At 39.2% G+C, this 19,106-nt stretch carries 19 protein-coding genes and 1 pseudogene; 12 read left to right on the top strand and 8 right to left on the bottom strand.

Going from position 1 to position 19,106, the window contains the following annotated elements; all coding sequences use genetic code 11:
• Positions 1 to 521 precede the first annotated feature (521 nt).
• A complete protein-coding gene (locus IQ228_RS05840; protein WP_193962403.1) occupies positions 522 to 1,805 on the top strand; it encodes an MFS transporter in 1,284 nt (427 codons plus the stop codon).
• A 15-nt stretch (positions 1,806 to 1,820) separates the two neighbouring features.
• Complete coding sequence (locus IQ228_RS05835) at positions 1,821 to 3,017, top strand: MFS transporter (RefSeq protein WP_370566825.1); 1,197 nt, start codon at positions 1,821 to 1,823, stop codon at positions 3,015 to 3,017.
• A gap of 169 nt (positions 3,018 to 3,186) precedes the next feature.
• Here IQ228_RS05835 and IQ228_RS05830 read toward each other — a convergent pair whose 3' ends face one another.
• Positions 3,187 to 3,582 carry a carboxymuconolactone decarboxylase family protein gene (locus IQ228_RS05830; protein ID WP_193962402.1) on the bottom strand — a complete coding sequence of 132 codons (396 nt, stop codon included), beginning with the start codon at positions 3,580 to 3,582 and terminating at the stop codon, positions 3,187 to 3,189.
• Positions 3,583 to 3,769: 187 nt separating this feature from the next.
• Here IQ228_RS05830 and IQ228_RS05825 point away from each other — a divergent pair, with 187 nt between their 5' ends.
• Both IQ228_RS05825 and IQ228_RS05820 read left to right on the top strand, forming a co-directional pair.
• The gene (locus IQ228_RS05825) at positions 3,770 to 4,528 is read left to right on the top strand and encodes a dienelactone hydrolase family protein (protein WP_193962401.1); all 759 of its coding nucleotides are present in this window, start codon (positions 3,770 to 3,772) and stop codon (positions 4,526 to 4,528) included.
• 5 nt (positions 4,529 to 4,533) lie between these two features.
• Positions 4,534 to 5,514, top strand: coding sequence for an aldo/keto reductase (locus IQ228_RS05820; protein WP_193962400.1), 981 nt, complete (start codon positions 4,534 to 4,536; stop codon positions 5,512 to 5,514).
• Between the two features lie 95 nt (positions 5,515 to 5,609).
• On the opposite strand, the gene IQ228_RS05815 is transcribed toward IQ228_RS05820, so the two are convergent.
• Complete coding sequence (locus IQ228_RS05815; RefSeq protein ID WP_193962399.1) at positions 5,610 to 6,104, bottom strand: GNAT family N-acetyltransferase; 495 nt, start codon at positions 6,102 to 6,104, stop codon at positions 5,610 to 5,612.
• 15 nt (positions 6,105 to 6,119) lie between these two features.
• Positions 6,120 to 7,430 (bottom strand): sulfatase-like hydrolase/transferase, encoded by a 1,311-nt coding sequence (locus tag IQ228_RS05810; RefSeq protein WP_193962398.1) that lies wholly within the window; start codon positions 7,428 to 7,430, stop codon positions 6,120 to 6,122.
• 267 nt (positions 7,431 to 7,697) lie between these two features.
• Between IQ228_RS05810 and IQ228_RS05805 the strand changes: the two genes are divergently transcribed.
• The gene (locus tag IQ228_RS05805; protein ID WP_193962397.1) at positions 7,698 to 8,300 is read left to right on the top strand and encodes a hypothetical protein; all 603 of its coding nucleotides are present in this window, start codon (positions 7,698 to 7,700) and stop codon (positions 8,298 to 8,300) included.
• 25 nt (positions 8,301 to 8,325) lie between these two features.
• Positions 8,326 to 10,005, top strand: coding sequence for a hypothetical protein (locus tag IQ228_RS05800; protein ID WP_193962396.1), 1,680 nt, complete (start codon positions 8,326 to 8,328; stop codon positions 10,003 to 10,005).
• A 32-nt stretch (positions 10,006 to 10,037) separates the two neighbouring features.
• Here IQ228_RS05800 and IQ228_RS05795 read toward each other — a convergent pair whose 3' ends face one another.
• Positions 10,038 to 10,838, bottom strand: coding sequence for a class I SAM-dependent methyltransferase (locus tag IQ228_RS05795; RefSeq protein ID WP_193962395.1), 801 nt, complete (start codon positions 10,836 to 10,838; stop codon positions 10,038 to 10,040).
• A gap of 212 nt (positions 10,839 to 11,050) precedes the next feature.
• Between IQ228_RS05795 and IQ228_RS05790 the strand changes: the two genes are divergently transcribed.
• The 6 genes and pseudogenes from IQ228_RS05790 to IQ228_RS05765 all read left to right on the top strand — a co-directional run bounded on the left by IQ228_RS05790 (position 11,051) and on the right by IQ228_RS05765 (position 15,731).
• Complete coding sequence (locus tag IQ228_RS05790) at positions 11,051 to 11,941, top strand: NAD(P)-dependent oxidoreductase (protein WP_193962394.1); 891 nt, start codon at positions 11,051 to 11,053, stop codon at positions 11,939 to 11,941.
• Positions 11,942 to 11,957: 16 nt separating this feature from the next.
• The gene (locus IQ228_RS05785) at positions 11,958 to 12,257 is read left to right on the top strand and encodes an antibiotic biosynthesis monooxygenase (protein WP_193962393.1); all 300 of its coding nucleotides are present in this window, start codon (positions 11,958 to 11,960) and stop codon (positions 12,255 to 12,257) included.
• A 29-nt stretch (positions 12,258 to 12,286) separates the two neighbouring features.
• A pseudogene (locus IQ228_RS05780) lies at positions 12,287 to 12,484 on the top strand (lipase); the annotation flags it as partial.
• 269 nt (positions 12,485 to 12,753) lie between these two features.
• Positions 12,754 to 14,400, top strand: coding sequence for an FAD-binding protein (locus tag IQ228_RS05775; RefSeq protein ID WP_193962392.1), 1,647 nt, complete (start codon positions 12,754 to 12,756; stop codon positions 14,398 to 14,400).
• Positions 14,401 to 14,413: 13 nt separating this feature from the next.
• Positions 14,414 to 14,755 (top strand): 4Fe-4S binding protein, encoded by a 342-nt coding sequence (locus IQ228_RS05770; protein ID WP_193962391.1) that lies wholly within the window; start codon positions 14,414 to 14,416, stop codon positions 14,753 to 14,755.
• A 331-nt stretch (positions 14,756 to 15,086) separates the two neighbouring features.
• Positions 15,087 to 15,731 carry an HAD family phosphatase gene (locus IQ228_RS05765; RefSeq protein WP_193962390.1) on the top strand — a complete coding sequence of 215 codons (645 nt, stop codon included), beginning with the start codon at positions 15,087 to 15,089 and terminating at the stop codon, positions 15,729 to 15,731.
• Between the two features lie 16 nt (positions 15,732 to 15,747).
• On the opposite strand, the gene IQ228_RS05760 is transcribed toward IQ228_RS05765, so the two are convergent.
• The 4 genes from IQ228_RS05760 to IQ228_RS05745 all read right to left on the bottom strand — a co-directional run bounded on the left by IQ228_RS05760 (position 15,748) and on the right by IQ228_RS05745 (position 18,744).
• Positions 15,748 to 16,005 (bottom strand): hypothetical protein, encoded by a 258-nt coding sequence (locus IQ228_RS05760; protein ID WP_193962389.1) that lies wholly within the window; start codon positions 16,003 to 16,005, stop codon positions 15,748 to 15,750.
• 112 nt (positions 16,006 to 16,117) lie between these two features.
• On the bottom strand, positions 16,118 to 17,311 hold the full coding sequence (locus IQ228_RS05755; protein ID WP_193962388.1) for an acyl-CoA dehydrogenase family protein: 1,194 nt from the start codon (positions 17,309 to 17,311) through the stop codon (positions 16,118 to 16,120).
• Positions 17,312 to 17,324: 13 nt separating this feature from the next.
• Positions 17,325 to 18,086, bottom strand: a complete 762-nt coding sequence (locus tag IQ228_RS05750; protein WP_193962387.1) for a class II aldolase/adducin family protein — start codon at positions 18,084 to 18,086, stop codon at positions 17,325 to 17,327.
• A gap of 13 nt (positions 18,087 to 18,099) precedes the next feature.
• Positions 18,100 to 18,744 (bottom strand): cysteine dioxygenase family protein, encoded by a 645-nt coding sequence (locus tag IQ228_RS05745; protein WP_193962386.1) that lies wholly within the window; start codon positions 18,742 to 18,744, stop codon positions 18,100 to 18,102.
• Positions 18,745 to 19,106 lie beyond the last annotated feature (362 nt).

Here is a 19,106-nt window from a genome sequence, read left to right as displayed (position 1 = left end):
TTCAAAAGGTATGACAAACCCTGATGAAGCAATTGATATCATTAGAGTTACTTCTATATTATTGATTTCTGCATGATCATAATACTTGTTCAATAACGACAAGCATCTACTTGGGAAATCTTTGTAAAAAGCGGAATATAACGTCATAAAGTGTATATGGGGTACAGCCGCGATACCTGCAATTTGGGATATGATATAAAGTTTTGTAAAGTTAATTTTCAAAACTCTTGATTTACCGTTGTTTCAGCTTCCGTTTTCGGCAATGTTTTACAAAATGGAATAAATAAGCGGGAAGCTTAGACTGAAATTATAGCCTTACATGGAATGTTTCTACAATCTTTTTTGGAGATATTTATCATTCAATACTCCTGACTCACCTTTGTTTTGGTGATGTGGGAATAGTTTCCCTGTTGGTTAATTTGCGAATATTATGCCGTGTTTGCCAAAATAAAAGTGTTTGTATTTAAAAAACTATGCAAGACTAATAGTTAGATTACCTAAATAAAATAACAGCAGTTGTGATGTTCTTGCTGAAAAGGAAGATTTATCTGCATCTACCGGCATTTAAATCGCGTAACTTTCGACTCTTCTTTAGTGGACAAACCATGTCCTTGTCGGGGACATTCATGACCCAGGTAACGATTTCCTGGTTAATCTATGACTTGACTAATTCTGCTTGGTTGCTTGGTTTAACCGGGTTTTTGCAGTTTATTCCTACTCTACTGCTAACTCCATTTTCTGGGGTTTTGTGCGATCGCCGAAATCAACGAAATTTACTCATGCTGGTGCAAGTATTGGGAATTATCGTCTCATTCACCCTCACCACACTCACCTTTTTAGGATTGGTAAACGTTTGGTTACTAATGACTGTCGCCGTTTTGGGTGGATTATTGAAAGGGTTAGATATGCCAGTCCGGTATGCAATTGTGATAAAAACAGTTGATAACCGTGCAGATTTAGGAAATGCGATCGCTCTCTATTCTGCCATGCTCAGTAGTTCTCTGTTAATTGGCCCCGCTATTGGAGGAATGTTACTAGCTACCGTTGGAGCTAAATATTGCTTCCTCTACGACAGTCTCAGTTACGTTGTGGCATTGGTAACACTAGCCGCAATGAGACTCAAACCAAATCCAACACCAGAAACACCCCAAACCGAAAACACCTGGAAAAAATTGCAAGAAGGATTCAGCTACGTCTACCAAGCACTACCCATTCGTACCATCCTCTTACTATTAGCACTACATGGATTAGCAGGTATTTCCTACATGGCCATCCTCCCCATATTTGCCGGAGATATTCTCAAAGGAAATGGGGGAACAATGGGCTTATTGAGTGCATCCAGTTCCGTTGGTTCGCTCCTGGCTTGCGTCTATCTCAGCTTGCGTCGGCAAGTATTAGGGTTAGAACGGGTGATGGCACTGTGTCCAGCTATCATTGGCCTGGGATTAATCGCCTTTGGACTATCTAGAGAAATCTGGCTTTCCTTATTGATTATCGTTTTCATCGGTGGTGGTAGTATGCTCCAGGTTTCTTGCGGTAATACCATCATTCAAACCTTAGTAGAAGACGATAAAAGGGGTAGAGTCATGAGTCTCTATTCCCTAGCTGTCATTGGTACATTACCCTTGGGTAACTTAATAGTTGGTAGTTTGGCACAAAACATCGGTGCGCCGAATACGGTAATTGGCTGTGGTATGGTTTGCCTTTTAGAATCAATCTGGTTTACTAGACAGTTACCAATTTTGACAAAATGGATCAAACTCAAAACTACTGCTTCCAGTCAGTTAATCAACTCTACAACGTAATTACAAGAAATTATAGTGACTAAAATCGTTGCCGAAAAAATAGAGAATCCCCGTGTTTCCTTGGGGTTATTGGGGGCTATTTCCTTCATGGTCATAGCAGATATGCGAGTCGTTGATCCATTGCTGCGAATTATTGCCAATGATTTTGGAACTACCGTAGGGAATACAGCCGCAATTATTTCCGCCTATACCATTCCTTATGGATTGTTTCAATTGGTTTATGGACCATTAGGGGACAGAATTGGCAAACTCAAAGTTATGACTGTGGGCATATCCATCTTTGCCATTGGTACAGCTTTGTGTGCTTTTGTCCCCAACCTTCCCCTATTAATTTTATTACGATTTCTCACGGGAATGTTTGCAGCTGCTGTGATTCCCCTTTCCCTAGCATATATTGGTGATAACTTTCCGTATGCAGAACGGCAAACAGCAATTGGACGTTATCTAAGCGCCTTAATGTTAGGACAAATCCTCAGTAGCAGTTTAGGCGGTATCTTTGGGCAATTTATCAGTTGGCGTGAAATCTTTTTATTGTTTGGGGTTACGTCCTCATTGGCGGCAGTTGTTTTTTGGCAAGCAACACGACATATACCATATCAATCTCACACCCAAACAGGAAATATTTTCTCAAGTTTAAAACCCTATTTGCAACTGATAACTAAACCGGCTGCTCGTTTAGTCATCACTGCGGTATTTATTGAAGGTTTCTGCTTGTTCGGTGGTTTTGCCTATATCGGTGCATTTATTCGGGACACCTATCAACTACCCTATATCACAATTGGATTGCTACTGAGTGGTTTTGGGATGGGTGGATTACTCTATAGCATTTCCGTTAAATGGCTTGTGCAAAGATTAGGCGAAAAAGGGCTAGTTAGGGTTGGTGGTTTGCTGGCTGGTACTTGTTACCTATCCATTACTATCTTGCCAACTTGGATACTCTTTATTCCAGTGATTATCCTGATTGGACTTGGCTATAACATGATGCACAGTACCCTGCAAACCCAAGCCACAGAACTATCCCCTGAGTCACGGGGAACTGCGGTTTCTCTGTTTGCGTTTAGTCTGTTTATGGGGCAGGGTATTGGTGCTGCTGTTTTAGGTCGAATTGTGGATAATGCTGGTTACATTCCTTGTTTTATTGTTTGTAGTATTGCCGTGGCTAGTTTGGCAGTTTGGTTTTCTAGTCAAATGCGATATCTCAAGCAAACGTAACTAAATCAAGTTGTTAGTTATCTAGTTGGTAATTGGTAATTGGTAATTGGTAATTAGTGATCAAACTCCTCTTATCACTTGACCAGATTCAAGACTATTCTTCTCTTCTTCTAATTCTTCCTCCTGACTCCTGACTCCTAGCCCTCACAGATAACTTTTTCAGCAAACCCTACTTAGGTTTAAATTGTTCATCAACGGGAATTTGATAACCGTTAGCCAGCCGATTTGTCATATTTGCAGCGCCAGTAATTGCCATGAGTTCACCAAATACTTGATCATTCATCCCTTTGGCACGGGCGGCGGCGGTATGGGAAGCAATACAATATTCACAGCCATTGGTGACGCTGACAGCAATATAAATTAATTCCCGCACCAATGGATCTATTTCGCCCGGACTGGCCATAACTTCTTTGAGTGTTTCCCAAGTGCGTTGCAAGGTAGGAGGATGATTAGCTAAGGCTTTCCAAAAGTTGTTGATGTATTCAGTTTGGCGTGTGGCGCGAATATCATCATATACTCTGCGGACTTCTATGCTGGCATCTTCGTATTCAATCAGGTTGGTCATAGTTTTGATGAAATTAGTTTTTTCTAGATTTTAAGTCTTTGGGGATGTTCTGAAGTGGTGATTATTAAAAATCTCCAAAAAATAATGTAGGGGCGTATTGCAATACTCCCCTACCAAAAATTAAAAATACTGTAATCCGATAGACTTGTAGTAGTATAGGGTTAGAAGATCACAGATTATTACCAAAATGAGCAGTACATTAACCCAAACAGAGATTCGTACCTCTAGCGTCAAAATTCCTAATCAAGATTTGCAAATAGACGCTTATCTGGCTGAACCAGTAAATGCAGGCAAATTTCCGGCTGTGATTGTGGTACAGGAAATTTTCGGGGTGAATATTCATATTCGGGAAGTAACGGAGAGATTAGCACAAGAAGGATATGTAGCGATCGCTCCAGCCATTTTCCAACGCCTAGCACCCGGTTTTGAGGCTAAATACACCCCAGAAGATGTTCAACTAGGCAGACAATACAAAGAACAGACCAAAGCCGAGGAAATATTAAGCGATATTCAGTCCACAATTGCTTATCTAAAAACCCTGCCTAACGTTAATGCTGATGCGATCGCATCCATTGGTTTTTGCTTTGGTGGACACATTGTTTATTTAGCAGCCACTCTCCCAGAAATCAAAGCTACAGCCTCTTTCTACGGTGGCGGTATTCCCAACTCTACTCCTGGTGGTGGTGAGCCGACAATTACTCATACCCCAGATATCAAAGGGACTATTTACGCCTTTTTTGGGACTGAAGATAAAGGCATTCCTCCAGAACAAACAGAACAAGTTGAAGCAGAGTTACAAAAACACAATATTCCTCACCAAGTTTTTCGCTATCCTGCTGAACACGGCTTTTTCTGCAACCATCGAGCTAGTTACAACGCCGAAGCTGCTGCTGATGCTTGGCTCAAAGTTAAAGAACTATTTCAAAAGCAACTGCAAACAGTGTAAATACTATGACTTATGTTAATCTTGGCAAGAGTGGACTAAAAGTATCCCGCTTAACCTTGGGGACAATGACCTATGGTTCTCGTCAACTCCGAGAATGGGTATTAGAAGAAGAAGAAAGTCGCCCATTTATTAAACTGGCTCTGGAATTGGGGATTAATTTCTTTGATACTGCTGATGTTTACTCATTGGGTGCAAGCGAAGAAATTTTAGGACGGGCATTGAAAGATTTTGCTAAAAGAGATCAGGTGATCATTGCCACCAAAGTCTTTAATAAAGTTGGTGATGGACCCAATGACAAAGGACTTTCTCGCAAGCATATCTTTGATAGCATAGATGCCTCTTTACGACGGCTACAAACAGATTACGTTGATTTGTATCAAATTCATCGCTGGGATTACGAAACCCCAATAGAAGAAACCCTAGAAGCCTTACATGATCTAGTTAAATCAGGTAAAGTTCGTTATTTGGGTATTTCTAGTGTTTATGCTTGGCAGTTTGCAAAAGCCTTATACACGGCTGATAAACATGGTTGGAATCGTTTTATTTCTATCCAAAATCACTACAACCTAGTTTATCGGGAAGAAGAGCGAGAGGTAATACCTTTATCTTTAGATCAAGGGATTGGGATTATTCCTTGGAGTCCATTAGCACGAGGGTTTTTGGCTGGAAATCGCCGCAGAGAAGATCGTGGTGCAACTGTACGCGCAAAAACTGATGAATTTGCCCATAATCTCTACTATCAAGAATCGGATTTTCAAATTGTAGATCGTGTTGTTGATTTAGCACAAAAACGCGGTGTCAAACCGACACAAATTGCCTTAGCTTGGTTATTACACAAGCCTGGTGTCACTTCTCCTATTATTGGTGCTAGTAAAATTGAGCATTTGAAGGAAGCTGTGGAGGCTGTAGATTTGGTTCTTTCTGAAGAAGAAATTAAGCTATTGGAAGAACCATATCAACCTCATTCAATATTAGGACACAAATAATTGAGAGGAATAGAATTAGAGTTGGAGCGATAGCGTAGCTATCGCTTCCTTCAAAATAAGTGTGTAGCGCACCTCTTGATTTGTTGACATTAACTTTATCTAATATTTTCTAAACTGTTAAAAGATAAAGATATTGAAAGAGATTCAGGTATCCAATAATATTCTACATTTGGTTGATAGTTAAATTCATTGATTGAAAATCTCTTTATTTTAAACCCGTGTTTTTCATAAAATGCACGAGCTTTGAGATTTTCTTGTAATGTATACAATTTTAGTCCTTGAGGACACAATATTTTAGCTTGATTAAGTAATGCTGAACCAATACCCAAATTTTGGTAGTTCTCATCTACAAAAAGCTGACTTAAACATTGTTCTTTTGTCAAGACAATGGCAAAACCAGCAATTTTATTTTCAACTTCAGCAACAAAAATCTCCCCATCTTCTACTAATTGATCAAACCGTTCTTTCCAACCCGCATAAGTTTGTGGGTGCTGGAGATGGGGAAAAGTTTTATGCCATGTTCCATACCAAAGTTGAACAATATTTTCTAAATCCTCTAGTTGATAGGAACGAATTTTTACTGCTTTCATATTCACAAACTTAGTTCACGCTGAATAAGGGTTTAATTCAGAATCCCATGTTTGATATTTAGACCTTAATTCCTCAAATACTTCTCTATGTTCTACTTGCAAATTAATCTCTTCTTTTGCATCATTGGCTAGATCAAAAAGATATTCATTTTCTCCCACTTGCAAATATTTCCAATTCCCACTCCGCACTGCACCTTGTCGAACTCTTGGTGGTAAACCAGGTCTATTATTTCCTTTATGTCTCCAAAACAAAGTTCGAGGAGAAACAGGTGCTTCACCTTTAATAATTGGGAGTAAATTCTCTCCATCAAGGGGATAATTAGCATCAGGATTTGTTCCTGTAATTGCCAAAATTGTGGCTGTAATATCGTGGGTGATAATTACTTGCTCATTTATCTGGTTAGGTTCAATCACTCCCGGCCAGCGAATAAAGGTAGGAACTCGAATACCACCTTCATATAAATTGCCTTTTTTCCCTTGAAAAGCACCAAAATTAGAATACTTTTCACCCCCATTATCACTAGCAAAAATAACTATGGTATTGTCAGCAATTCCCGCATCATTCAAAGCTTGTAAAACTCTACCAATGCCATTATCTAGACTTTCCATGACTGCGGCATAGGATTCTGCTGTACCTGTATCAACCCAATTTTGCAGATTATCTTTACCAATTAAGGCTTGACTGAGTTCAATATCATTGGGGCCTTCCCAAGGCCAATGGGGTGCTGTGTAATGCAAGCTGAGATAAAATGGACTATTATGAGGTTTTTTAAGGAAATCTATAGCGCGTTGGCTAAATAAGTCTGTCACATAGCCTATTTCCTCAACTGGTACTTCTGCTTCCCAGAGGTCAGGTTGTCCACTGGTGTCTACGTGCCTAAAGTAGTCAATTGCACCGCTAAAATTACCAAAAAATTCATCAAAACCGCTTTTTAAGGGGCTGTATTTGGGCAAATATCCACAATGCCATTTACCGACTAAAGCTGTTTCATAACCATTCGCTTTGAGTAAAGAGGCAATGGTGGGATGTTCTGGGGGTAAACCGACAGTATTACCTATTTGTTGAACGCTTGCTAAAGGTTCTTGATTACCAAGGGGAATTCTGCCCGGATAACGACCTGTAAAAAAACTAACTCGCGTTGGTGTACAAACTGGTGAAGCGGAATAAGCCTGAGAGAATCGTATCCCCTCTTTGGCTAATTGGTCTAAATGAGGTGTCTGATAGTTTGTTTGTCCATCAATACTGAGATCACCCCAACCGAGATCGTCGGTCAAAATGAAGACTATGTTAGGACGTTGCGTGGTAGTAGAGTTAGTAGAAACCATCTGTAATTAAATTTTTAAATTTCTTAATAGTTCGATGTCCAGGAAAAATCCAATTCAGGGTAATTCCCCGCTGTTGGAACAAGAAAAGCCTACTACGGTAACTTTATCGAGTTAGTGTAGTTTAATAGAAATATCCCACACCTTTTTGGCTATGTCAATAGCCATCAATATTTGGTATCAGTATTTGTAGTGCTATTAGCTACGATAATATCGAAATACTGTATAATAAAGATGTTCTAAGTTTTGTATATCCTGGTTTTTGCAATAATGTCAAAGAACAAAAATAACAAGCGTAATAAGAAAAACCAAACAAGACCTCGCAAGGATTCAGAAGGATTATTCTTTACACAACTCGACAATCCTTTTTCTGGTCTTCCTCAAGAAGTTGTTGCTGAGATACTTGTTGAAGCTGGTCGAACACATGAAAGAGAATTCAAAAAATCTTTAGAAAATCTGTTAGAAAAAATTAATTCTGTTGACGTTTTACATCTGATTTCTATTCTTGCAGTTTATGGCCTTTCTGTTGGAATGTCTGCAACAGGCAAAACATCTCAAAAGAAAAATCCTAGAATTCACCAAGCTCATGTGGAGCTTGTTCAAGCATTAGCTTTACGTTCACCCTTTTCAAAACAGTCTTGTGAGCCAGTACAACCGCAGCAAGTGCAGGAAATATGGGATTTACTAATTTCGTTCAATACTGCTTTTAATTTACAGAGGCTTGTACAAATTCAAAATGCAACTACAGAAGAGAAGAGGGCTATTTTACAAGTACAAGAATGGCTTCGACTACATACAAATATTGTTCGTAACTGGGGATATTTCACACGCACGTGTTATCTCAATTACAAAAAGATTATATTCAGGAATTGACTCATTATTTAGAACATCCATAGGCTTGGAAGCAACATCAATAATTGATGTTTTTGAATATCTAGTAATCTACATTGAAGAAGTAAATAATGAACGGCTTCAAAATATAAGAACTATATTCAAGGCACGAACTATAGAAGAAGCCATAAAAATTTACCATGAAATATACCAGTTGCCGGGTTCAGTAAATGAAGCAACTGCTTTCTTTCAAGAGCGTTGTGCAACACTTGAGGAAGTTCGTTTTCTTATTTTGAATCATTCTGATTTGTTTCTTTCTAAGTCATTTTCATTTACATCTAAGGAACTGGCAAGTTCAATGAATATTGAACCTATAGCTCTTGAATATGTTTTATCTAAACTAAGTTATCAATTTGGCGACCTTAAAGATTCTAATCCAGAACACTTTTTCTTAGCAAATCCAGTCTGGATAAAGCCTTTAATTAAATTACCAACAGGTAGCTATTTCTGTGCTACACCACAAGTTTTCTTTAGTTTTATTCTCCAAACACTTGATAGTCTCTTATCTGCTGAAGAAGTAAAACGTGAAGTGCAAGATAAGCGTCGTCCTAAGTTTCTTGAAGATGAGATCAAGCAGCTATTTACTCAAGCATTTCCTCAAGCTGTTTTTAAACAAAACTTTAAGTGGAAAGACTCAAATGTAGAATATGAATCAGATTTTATTATGCAAATTGATTCTTATCTCCTAATTGTTGAAGCCAAATCTGGTGCTGTTTCTAGAACTGCATTACGTGGAGCGCCTGGTTCAGCTAAAAATGATATTCAGGAATTGCTTGTAAATCCTTCTATTCAGTCAAAGCGTTTTGCCGATAAAATAATGGAATTAAAAGTTAAGCAAGTTTTTCCAGAAACTTTTCAGAATCTAAATTTTGATCTCAATGCTATTCAGAAAATTATTCGATTATCAGTAACACTTGAAGATTTTGCAACCATTCAATCACAATTATCACGCCTGACAGCTACAGGTTGGATAGATAAAAATTTTTCTCCTGCACCAACGATAGCACTTGCTGATTTGGAGGTTATTTTTGATATTTTGACTTCTAGTCCACAGAAAATTCACTATTTGGTACGCCGTGCTGAAATACAAGAGCATATGCAATATCGTGGCGACGAGTTGGATTTACTTGGTTTGTATCTTAAAACGGGTTTTAATATTGGCAATGAAGAATTTGAAACGAAAGAATTGATCATTTCGGAGATGTCTGAAAAAGTCGATGAATATTATGTAGCTCTAGACCAAGATATTATCCGAAAAAAGCCAAGTTTAGAATTAATAAAATGGTGGAAAGATATTCAGATTCGTATTGAGCAGAGATGTCCCTATCGTTGGTCAGAGGTTGCAGTAATGTTGCTAAACGTTTCACTTGATGATCAACGCAAAGCAGAAAGAGAATTTAAAAGAATTACAAGAAACGTCAAGAAAAACTGGCGAAACCCTGAGCATATTAACTCAATCATTATTCATTTTCCAGATCGGCATGAGGCTGTTGGACTATTAGCATTTAGAGAATGCCAAAAAGATCAACGCCATGAATTTATGCGAAATCTTGCAGAACAATCCTTTTCAGGAACTAATGCAGAGCGATGTTTAATGATTGGTGTTAATATTGATGATCAGAACTGGTATCCATATAGTATTTTAGGTGTATTTCAACCTAAGCAAATAAGTTTTAATGTGAGATAAAATGGGAAAATTATAAGAGTGATTTTTATGGTTCAAATACTATAAGCCCAAATTTCAAACTTGGCTTCAGAAGACAAAACAATGTTTAAAGAACCATAATGATTAATACAAAATTCCTCAAACTCATTCATTACCTGATGATAAATATCTTCGGAAACTCGCCAACATAAACCATAAGCTCGCAATTTAAATACATTTAGTAACTCCTCAACTGTATTGCTAACTGTCCATTTTTTAGCAACTAAATAATTTGAACCATAACCTTTTTGAGTTAAATACTTTTCAGATAAATACCTTTGTGTAGTTATTTCTTGTATTGCCGAATTAACAGGCTTTAATCCTTCATACTTAGATAATATCTCCCGAAAATATCCTTCAAATTCTCTTCTAGCTGGTGGAGTAATCCATTGACAATTGAGATAAAATCCTTCTGATTTCAATACTCGATCAATATCATCTAAAAATGCTTGCCAATTAGAGACCGTATGGAGCATATGCACGGTTAATACAACATCAAAACTGTTATCTGGAAAAGGTAATTTTGAAGCATCACCATGAATCAAGTTTAAATTATCAGGAATAAGATTTAATTTTTTACAAAATTGATCAAGCATTTCTTGAGAAACATCAATTCCGGTAACAGGATAACCACGTTTTACAAAAGGAATAACATTCAATCCTGTACCTACACCCGGTTCTAAAAAAGAAGTTTCTGGTGTTGCATGAGTGAGAGCAATGATAAAATCAGCTACCTCTTCCGCTATTGGTTCTGTTAACCAGCGTGTTTGGTCATATATTTGGGCAATATGATCGTAGTAATTGAGTTTATTCATAAACAGTAATTCTGAAAATCAGTTCTTAATAACTTTTTATCCACATTAGATAGCGGGGGTTTAGCAGTGCTAAACCTCTACTAAATATTATTTTTCCTATAGTTTAACACTTTTTATATTTTTAATGTACAATAACTTGATAGATTTACAGTAGATTCAAAAATCCCTTAGTCAAATAGCTCGAAGTTGAAAATAGATAAGCAGGAAATTTCATGACAATACAAACAGTTGGTATTTTGAGTCCTGGGGATATGGGAGGAGCGATCGCATCTGTTTTAAACCAAAACGGCTTGAGAACAGTATCAGCGTTAGGCGATCGCAGTGAAAGAACTAAACAATTAGCGATCGCAGCCAAGGTTGAGAACGTAGGAACACTAGAAAAGTTGGTAATCGAATCCGATATCATTCTTTCGGTTCTCGTCCCCTCAGCAGCCACACAAATAGCCAAACAGGTGGCTGTAGCTATTCAAAAGGTGGGTAAAAATATTTTGTATGTAGACGCTAATGCTATTTCACCAGAAAGAGTCAAAGCGATTCAACCCATTATTGAAGAAGCTGGAGGAGAATTTGTAGATGCTTCCATTATTGGACCACCACCACGTCAACCCAATAGCACCCGTATTTACGCTTCTGGTGAAAAAGCAGAGTTATTCGCAAAACTGCGGGACTACGGCTTAGATATCCGGGTTATAGGCTCAGAAATTGGTCAGGCTTCCGGCTTAAAAATGTGCTACGCTGCACTCACCAAAGGACTAACAGCCATTAGCACAGAATTACTAATTGCGGCTCATCGTCTCAATTTAGATGCAGAACTTTGGCAAGAAATATCTACCAGTCAAAAAGAATTATTAGAGTATCTAAATCGTCAAATCCCCACAATGTTACCAAAAGCGCACCGTTGGGTAGGGGAAATGGAAGAAATAGCAGATACCTTTGGTGCTGTTGGTTTAACAGAACGCACCTTTGAGGGAGCAGCAGATGTTTATCGGTTCGTCAAAGAAACATCTTTGGGAAAAGAAACTCCAGAAGGACGGGATACTTCACGAACACTCGCTGATATTATTGCTATTCTTTCCCAGGATAATATTTCATCATCAACCTGAAAATTTGGAAAATTCGATGATCACTCGCATTTTTCGCGTCAGAGTCCCATTAGAACTTCATCAAGAATTTGAGTCAAAATTCCTGAAAGTATCAATCCCACTTGTTCAATCATATCCAGGTTTGGTGTCTGTCACTATTGGCCGACCAACAAAATGGGCAATCGAGGAATATGTGATGATTTCAATTTGGGAAAATGAGCAATTTGTTGAAGATTTTGCGGGCGAAAATTGGCATCAAGCAGTTATTCCAGAAGGGATGGAAAAGTATGTAGCTGAATGTTGGGTTCATCATTATGAAAACTTTGGTCAAGAATAATCTTTTGAGGATTCATTTCTTACTAATTTATGTCGGAATTTTATAAAGAAATCAGAATTTGTTTCCTCGGAGAATCATTTGTTAATGGCACAGGTGATCCGGAATTTTTAGGTTGGACAGGGAGAGTTTGTGCTAAATCCCAACGAAAAGGATATGAAATTACCTACTACAATTTAGGCGTTTGTGCAGAAACCAGTACATATCTTAAACAACGTTGGAAGCAAGAGAGCGATCGCCTTTTGGCAAGTATTCCCTATTTTCTCCCTGTTTTACTACTTATAGAAGAGGCACACGCAAAAAAATTTATCAAATTGTTTGAAAAACTAAATATTAGTGTATCATACTAAAAAGTAATAAAGCTTGATCGGAAGTCAACAATACTACTTAGAAGTGAACGGCACTTTTGATTCAAGCATCCATTTCTGGGCAGACTTCAATAAATAGACTTGACTGTGACAAAAGATAAAATTGACCGCCAAATAAGGAGGACAAGAAATTGGCTACAGTTTATAGCGACGATGAACTACAGTTAACTGCTGATGTCTTAGTAGTTGGCGGTGGACCGGCTGCCGCATGGGCAGCTTATGCAGCGGCATCTCAAGGTGTCAAAGTAATCATTGCTGATAAAGGTTTTCTCGGTACTAGTGGTGCGGCTGCGGCTAGTGGTAATGGCATCATGGCACCTTCTCCAGAGAATTGGGAAAAGGTCGTATCAGAGCGTTATCGTGTGTCTAAAGACCTCGCTAACTTACGTTGGATTGAGCGCGTGGTCGAAAAAACTTGGCTGAGTTTGCCCCTAGTAGAAAGTTGGGGTTATCGTTTCCCTAAAGAAAATGGGGAATCTGTGCGGCAGAGTTATTATGGACCCGAATATATGCGAGTCCATCGCAAAAACTTATTGCGGATGGGTGTGCAGATTCTTGATCAAAGTCCTGTACTAGAGCTTTTATTAGCTGAAGACGGCTCAGTGGCAGGTGCTAGAGGTGTACAGAGACAACATCAACGTAGCTATAGCGTTCGCGCTGGTGCAGTAGTCCTGGCCAATGGCGGTTGTGCATTCTTGAGTAAAGCATTGGGTTGTAATACCAATACAGGTGATGGAATGCTGATGGCAGTAGAAGCTGGCGGAGAACTCTCTAGTATGGAGGCTTCTAATCACTATGCTATTTCCACCGCTTTTAATGCCACAGTAACCAGGGGTGTTCCCTTTGGCTGGGCTAGTTACACCGATGAAGATGGTAATGATTTAGGTGGCTATGTTAATGGTCGTCGTGATCCTTCCTTTCTTCCCAACGCCCTCTTAAAGGGTCCAGTTTATGCTCGTTTGGATCGAGCTACGCCGGAAGTGAAAGCAGTGATTGAGAAATCTCATTTCATCGCTTATTTACCCTTTAAAAAAGCTGGGATTGATCCCTATACAGAACGAGTACCTGTGACGCTGGTTTATGAAGGTACGGTACGTGGTACGGGGGGAATTAGGATTGTCAATGATAGTTGCGGGACAAAAGTACCTGGACTCTACGCGGCAGGAGATGCTGCATCACGGGAGTTTTTAGCCGGGTTAGCTTCTGGTGGTGGTGGTCCCAATGCAGCCTGGGCAATCTCCACAGGACAATGGGCAGGGGAAGGAGCAGCAGCTTTTGCTAAGAGTTTGGGTGATCATGTCCATGAACGGGTAGCGAGTCCTGCTGGTCAAGTGGGATTGCGTTCTGAGTCTTCTACCACAGCGACATTCGATAGTGAGGCGATCGCTCGTGGTGTTCAAAATGAGATGTTCCCGTTAGAAAAGAATCACTTCCGTTCTGAGCAAGGGCTTTTGGATTCTCTGGCTAAATTAGAGAAACTATGGGAACAGGTGCAAGGAAACCCGAAACAAGATACCGTCCGTGATGTGGAATTTTCCCGTCGAGCAGCGGCTCTCACTGCTGTAGCCCGATGGGCTTATTTTAGTGCCTTACATCGCACGGAAACCCGCAGCGAACACATTCGTGTGGACTATCCTGAAACTGATCCCAATCAGCGTTATTATCAAGCCACAGGTGGTTTAGATAAGCTGTGGGTAAGGCGTGATTGGATTAATGATGAAACCAGTACACCAACAGTATTAACCAATCAAACTACATATTCTGTATCAAAGTCATAGCAGGAAGATTATCATGATTGAGCTTGTTAGCCATAAACTCTGTATTAATTGCAATGTTTGCGTCCAAGTTTGTCCTACCAATGTCTTTGACTCCGTACCCAATCAACCACCAGTAATTGCTAGACAACAAGACTGTCAAACTTGTTTTATGTGTGAGGCATATTGTCCGGCAGATGCGCTCTATGTTGCACCGGAATCTCATACTAATGTAGCAGTCAATGAGGACGATTTAATTGAGAGTGGGATTATGGGTGAATATCGTCGCACCTTGGGTTGGGGATATGGTAGAAAAAATAATAGTGAATTGGATACAGCGCATAAATTACGTCTGCTACCACGTCCCTATCAAAGTTAGTTGTCTGAATCAGGATTTAAGGATTAACAGGATTAAAACTAATTGTCTGAATCAGGATTTCCAGGATTTAAGGATTAACAGGATTAAAATTAATTGTCTGAATCAGGATTTCCAGGATTTAAGGATTAACAGGATTAAAACTGAGATTTTATCAGCAATTACCTTTTTCCCTGCCTCAACTAGATGACTATACTAAACGTGGATGGGGTATGGACTTTTGCTAGATTGGAAAAACCTAGATGTGTAGTGTAGTAGGGGTTTAGCATTGCTAAACCCTTTCCAAGCATAGAGATTTGAGTTAATAATTAAATGCTAAATTTGAGGTAACAAAATGGGAAGAACTGAGTTCAAACTTGTAATCTTTGATTGTGATGGAGTGTTGGTTGATAGTGAACCAATTATAAATCGCATTTTTGCGGAAACGCTCACTGAAGCTGGTTTTCCCATCACATATAGAGAAGTAACTCAAAAGTTTATCGGCAAGTCTCTGAAAACCTGTTTAGAGATGATCGAAGAATCTTATAACAAACCTTTGCCAGAAAATTTTATGGAACTTTGTAAAGAAAGAGAAATCGCCCCATTGCAGCAAGAATTACAACCAGTTTCAGGAATTATAGAAGTATTAGAGCAACTTACATTACCAAAATGTGTAGCATCAAATAGTAACCACCGCCATATTCAATTTGTTTTGAAATTAACGGGACTTCTACATAAATTTGACGGAAAAATATATAGCTGTTATGATGTTCCGCGCCCTAAACCTTTTCCTGATGTCTATCTCCATGCAGCGGAGCAAATGAACACAAATCCAGAAGATTGTGTTGTGATTGAAGATTCTGTGCCAGGTGTACAAGCAGGATACGCGGCAGGAATGACTGTTTTTGGTTATGCTCAACATAGCGATCCTAATGCTCTTACTGATGCTGGAGCTAAGATAGTTTTTAATGATATGCGACAGCTTTTGCAATTGCTGTAGCCATTTAGTAGTAAAATCAAATCAATCTTTTCTTGGTTTTATTAGTGATCTCTTTTACAGAAAAGAAATTTAGTTTACCCAAAAACCCAAACAGGTTAAAATTACGCTTTGTAACCCCCTCACAATGAGGTGATTCTTGTGGCTGTAATTCCCATATATCAACTATTTTCTGTTCTTTTTCATCTAATAATTGGCAAGGAAGTAGTCGTGGAGACTGATACCCAATAAACCAAGGCTCTCCATTTAATAATTCTCTTTCTATTTGATCAAACATAAAATCACCTCCAACAATTTTCCTATTTTGTGTGAATCTTAAATTAAAAACTTATGAATCTTGGTATCTAATGATGGAATAACAATTACCAGAATGTTTATTTTTGATATTTTTAACTTTTAATGGTTAATGCCGACTTACCCAACGACGTGAAAACTACATCATTTTGGGGTGTATGAACCCGACTACAAAGAACATCTCGATAATGTCTTTCCAGCGGATTTTTTTTAGATAAACCTGGATTACCAATTAGTTGCAAACCAATTTCTACGGATCGAATGGCATTACTTGTTGCCAAATATTTTACTGTTTGTGCGTGCAAACTAATATTCGAGTCATATTCACCTTGATCAATGTCTTTTGTGAGAGTGTAAATTAGGCGATGATTGGCATATAGTAAGGCTTCAATTTCACCAACAGATGCTTGAAAATGTGGTAAAGTTGCTAAACTTGAACCTAAATTGGTAGGCGATCGCTCATTCAAATATTTAACTAACCAATTCCGTGCTGCTGTTGCTACCCCTTGATACAAAGCACTTAAAAATAAACTCCCACCTGCCAGCATTAAGGGATCAGGTTTTGACTCAGCCTTGACAGGATGCACATCTAAGGCATACTCTAGGGGAATGCAGACATTCTCTAAAATCAGGTCGTGACTGCCTGTAGCTCTCATTCCCAAATGATCCCAAGTTTCCACAATCTTCACCCCTGGAATGTAACGGGGTACTAAAAAACTCCCTACTTGCGCTTCTTCATCATCTGTCCGCGCCCAAACTACGAAGTAACGCAAAATTGGGCTACCAGTAGTGTATTGTTTATGACCTGTTATTGACCAACCATCGGATGTCCGTTTGGCGATGGTTGCAGGTAATCCTCCCCTGGCTGGTGTACCTAATTCTGGCTCTACACGGGCAGCATTGAGCAAAGCTATACCTTCCACAGATTCTCGACACAGCCTTTCATAGATAGAGGAATGCCAGCGTCGGTGTCTAGCAGCGTTAGCGTGTTGTAGGTAGTGCATTGTCAGCACCAAAGCAGTAGAAGCATCTCCACTGGCTATCTTTTCAATCACTTGACAGGCTGTAGTGTACCCTACCGCCAAGCCACCAAACTCCACTGGTATAGTTAGACTCAATAATTGTGCTTTGTGCAGCGCCTCAAAGTTTTCAAAGGGAAAGGAACTATTGCGATCGTAGATGGAGGCACGGGTGGCAAAATCAGCCGCAAGAGTATCAACTTTCGCCAAAATATCGGACAAAGATGCTGTTGTAGTTGAGGGTGTTTCTAAAACAAGTGATTTTGACATTGAGGTTTTCTCACTACTCTAAGAAATCTGGTTCTTCCCGCAAAATTCGGTCGTAAAGTGGCTGAAAACTAAACCAACCAGCGGCAGGTGTTCCCACTTGACTACGAGTTAAGGTGGCGATTTCATGGTCTATGGAAAGGGGTTTACCTGCTGCTTCTGCGAGGAGTTGGGCTTGAGCGGATCTTTCAAAAGAAATATACCAAAAAGCAGCCTCATCTACCGTTTGTCCCACTGTCAAAAACCCATGATTTCTGAGGATAACAGCTTTTTTATCTCCTAAAGATTCGCCAACTCTTTTACCCTCAGAAATATCCAAAACTACTCCTTTATAGTCATTAAATAGAGTATGATCTTGATAGAAAATGCAAGCATCTTGAGTTAGAGGATCAAGCAGACGACCCAAACTTGACCAAGCTTTACCATGCAAGGAATGAGCATGAGCGGCTGCAACTATATCAGGTCGGGCTTCATGAACTTGTGAATGAATAGCAAAGGCCGCGCGATTGACAGGAGCATCACCTTTAACAACTTCACCTTCGCTATTGACCAAAAGCAAGTCAGAAACACGGATGTGACCAAAGTATTTGCCCAAGGGATTCACCCAAAAATGGTCGGTGAACTCAGGATCACGGGCGGTAATGTGGCCTGCTATCCCTTCACTAAAGCCAAAACGACCAAATAGCCGAAATGCAGCCGCAAGGCGTTGTTTGCGGTGAAGTCGTTCTTCTTCAACTGTTTGAAAGATTGGAGGTTGCGGTCTAGTAAAATTAGGCATGATTTTTTCTTTCTTATTTTACAAGGACATTAGAATATCCAGAGCGATAAGCTCGCACACTATTGTTTTCGGGCTGATAATGATGTCGCCAAATACTGCCAGTATCATTGCCCATGACATGAATTGAGATGGATGGAGAGAATACTGTAGTGGCTTTGACGGAGTGAATATCATTGTCTGGAGGTAATAAATGGTAAATATCACCTTTTTTTACTTGATATGTACCTACAATTTCTAGTTGGGCTTGTCCTTCTATTTCACCGCTATCTACACGCCGATAAACTATTTCTTCCTGTTTACCTTGATATAAACCCACTAATCCCCAAGATAAATGATCGTGGACAGGTGTGGTTTCATGGGGAGGAATTACCAAACTAAAGATAGTTAGGGTGCGATCTTGAGAACGATACAATAACCATTGTCCAATTCCACTACCTAAACCACTGCTAAGATTGGACTGGGCAAAATGTTTTGGCAACCAATTCTCTTTTTTCAATAGTGCTGCAAAGTCAGGTTCTAGGGCTTTCAGGGTTTGGGCGCGGTTATGAGTGGTGCTAGAGATAATTTCTTTAGCGATATCTACAAACTCACGCAGATCAGGACTATCCACAAACCATTCGTCTGTTGATAAAGATTCAATAACAGTTGTTTGAGTCATAATTTAGGTTTCCTTCGTAGTGCTAAAACTGACGACTGCTTCCAGTCCTGAAGCGATTGTTTCTGATAGGACGTTCAAGGGACTGTGCTTTTAAAAAACTATAAGAACTATTGATCCTGGCTATTGAGAATAAACTACTATAACTTTATCGAGATACCGTGGTTTAATATTCTCAAATTTTTCTGAGGTTGTCAATCACATTTATTACCAGTTGTGAAAAGCTATGTATCTCTACGCCAAGAATTTTTGCCACTCAAGATGTAAATTATACATCAGGTATTGGGTAAACTAAATAACATGATTTATCCAATTGTCCTTTTATATTATAATTAATATGTTACTTGCTACACAAAGGAGTAACT

It is taken from the genome of Dolichospermum sp. LEGE 00246 (assembly GCF_015207865.1).
GTDB lineage: Bacteria > Cyanobacteriota > Cyanobacteriia > Cyanobacteriales > Nostocaceae > Dolichospermum > Dolichospermum heterosporum.
The sequence above is the reverse complement of the archived record's forward strand: the minus strand, read 5'-3'. Positions and strand labels throughout refer to the sequence as shown.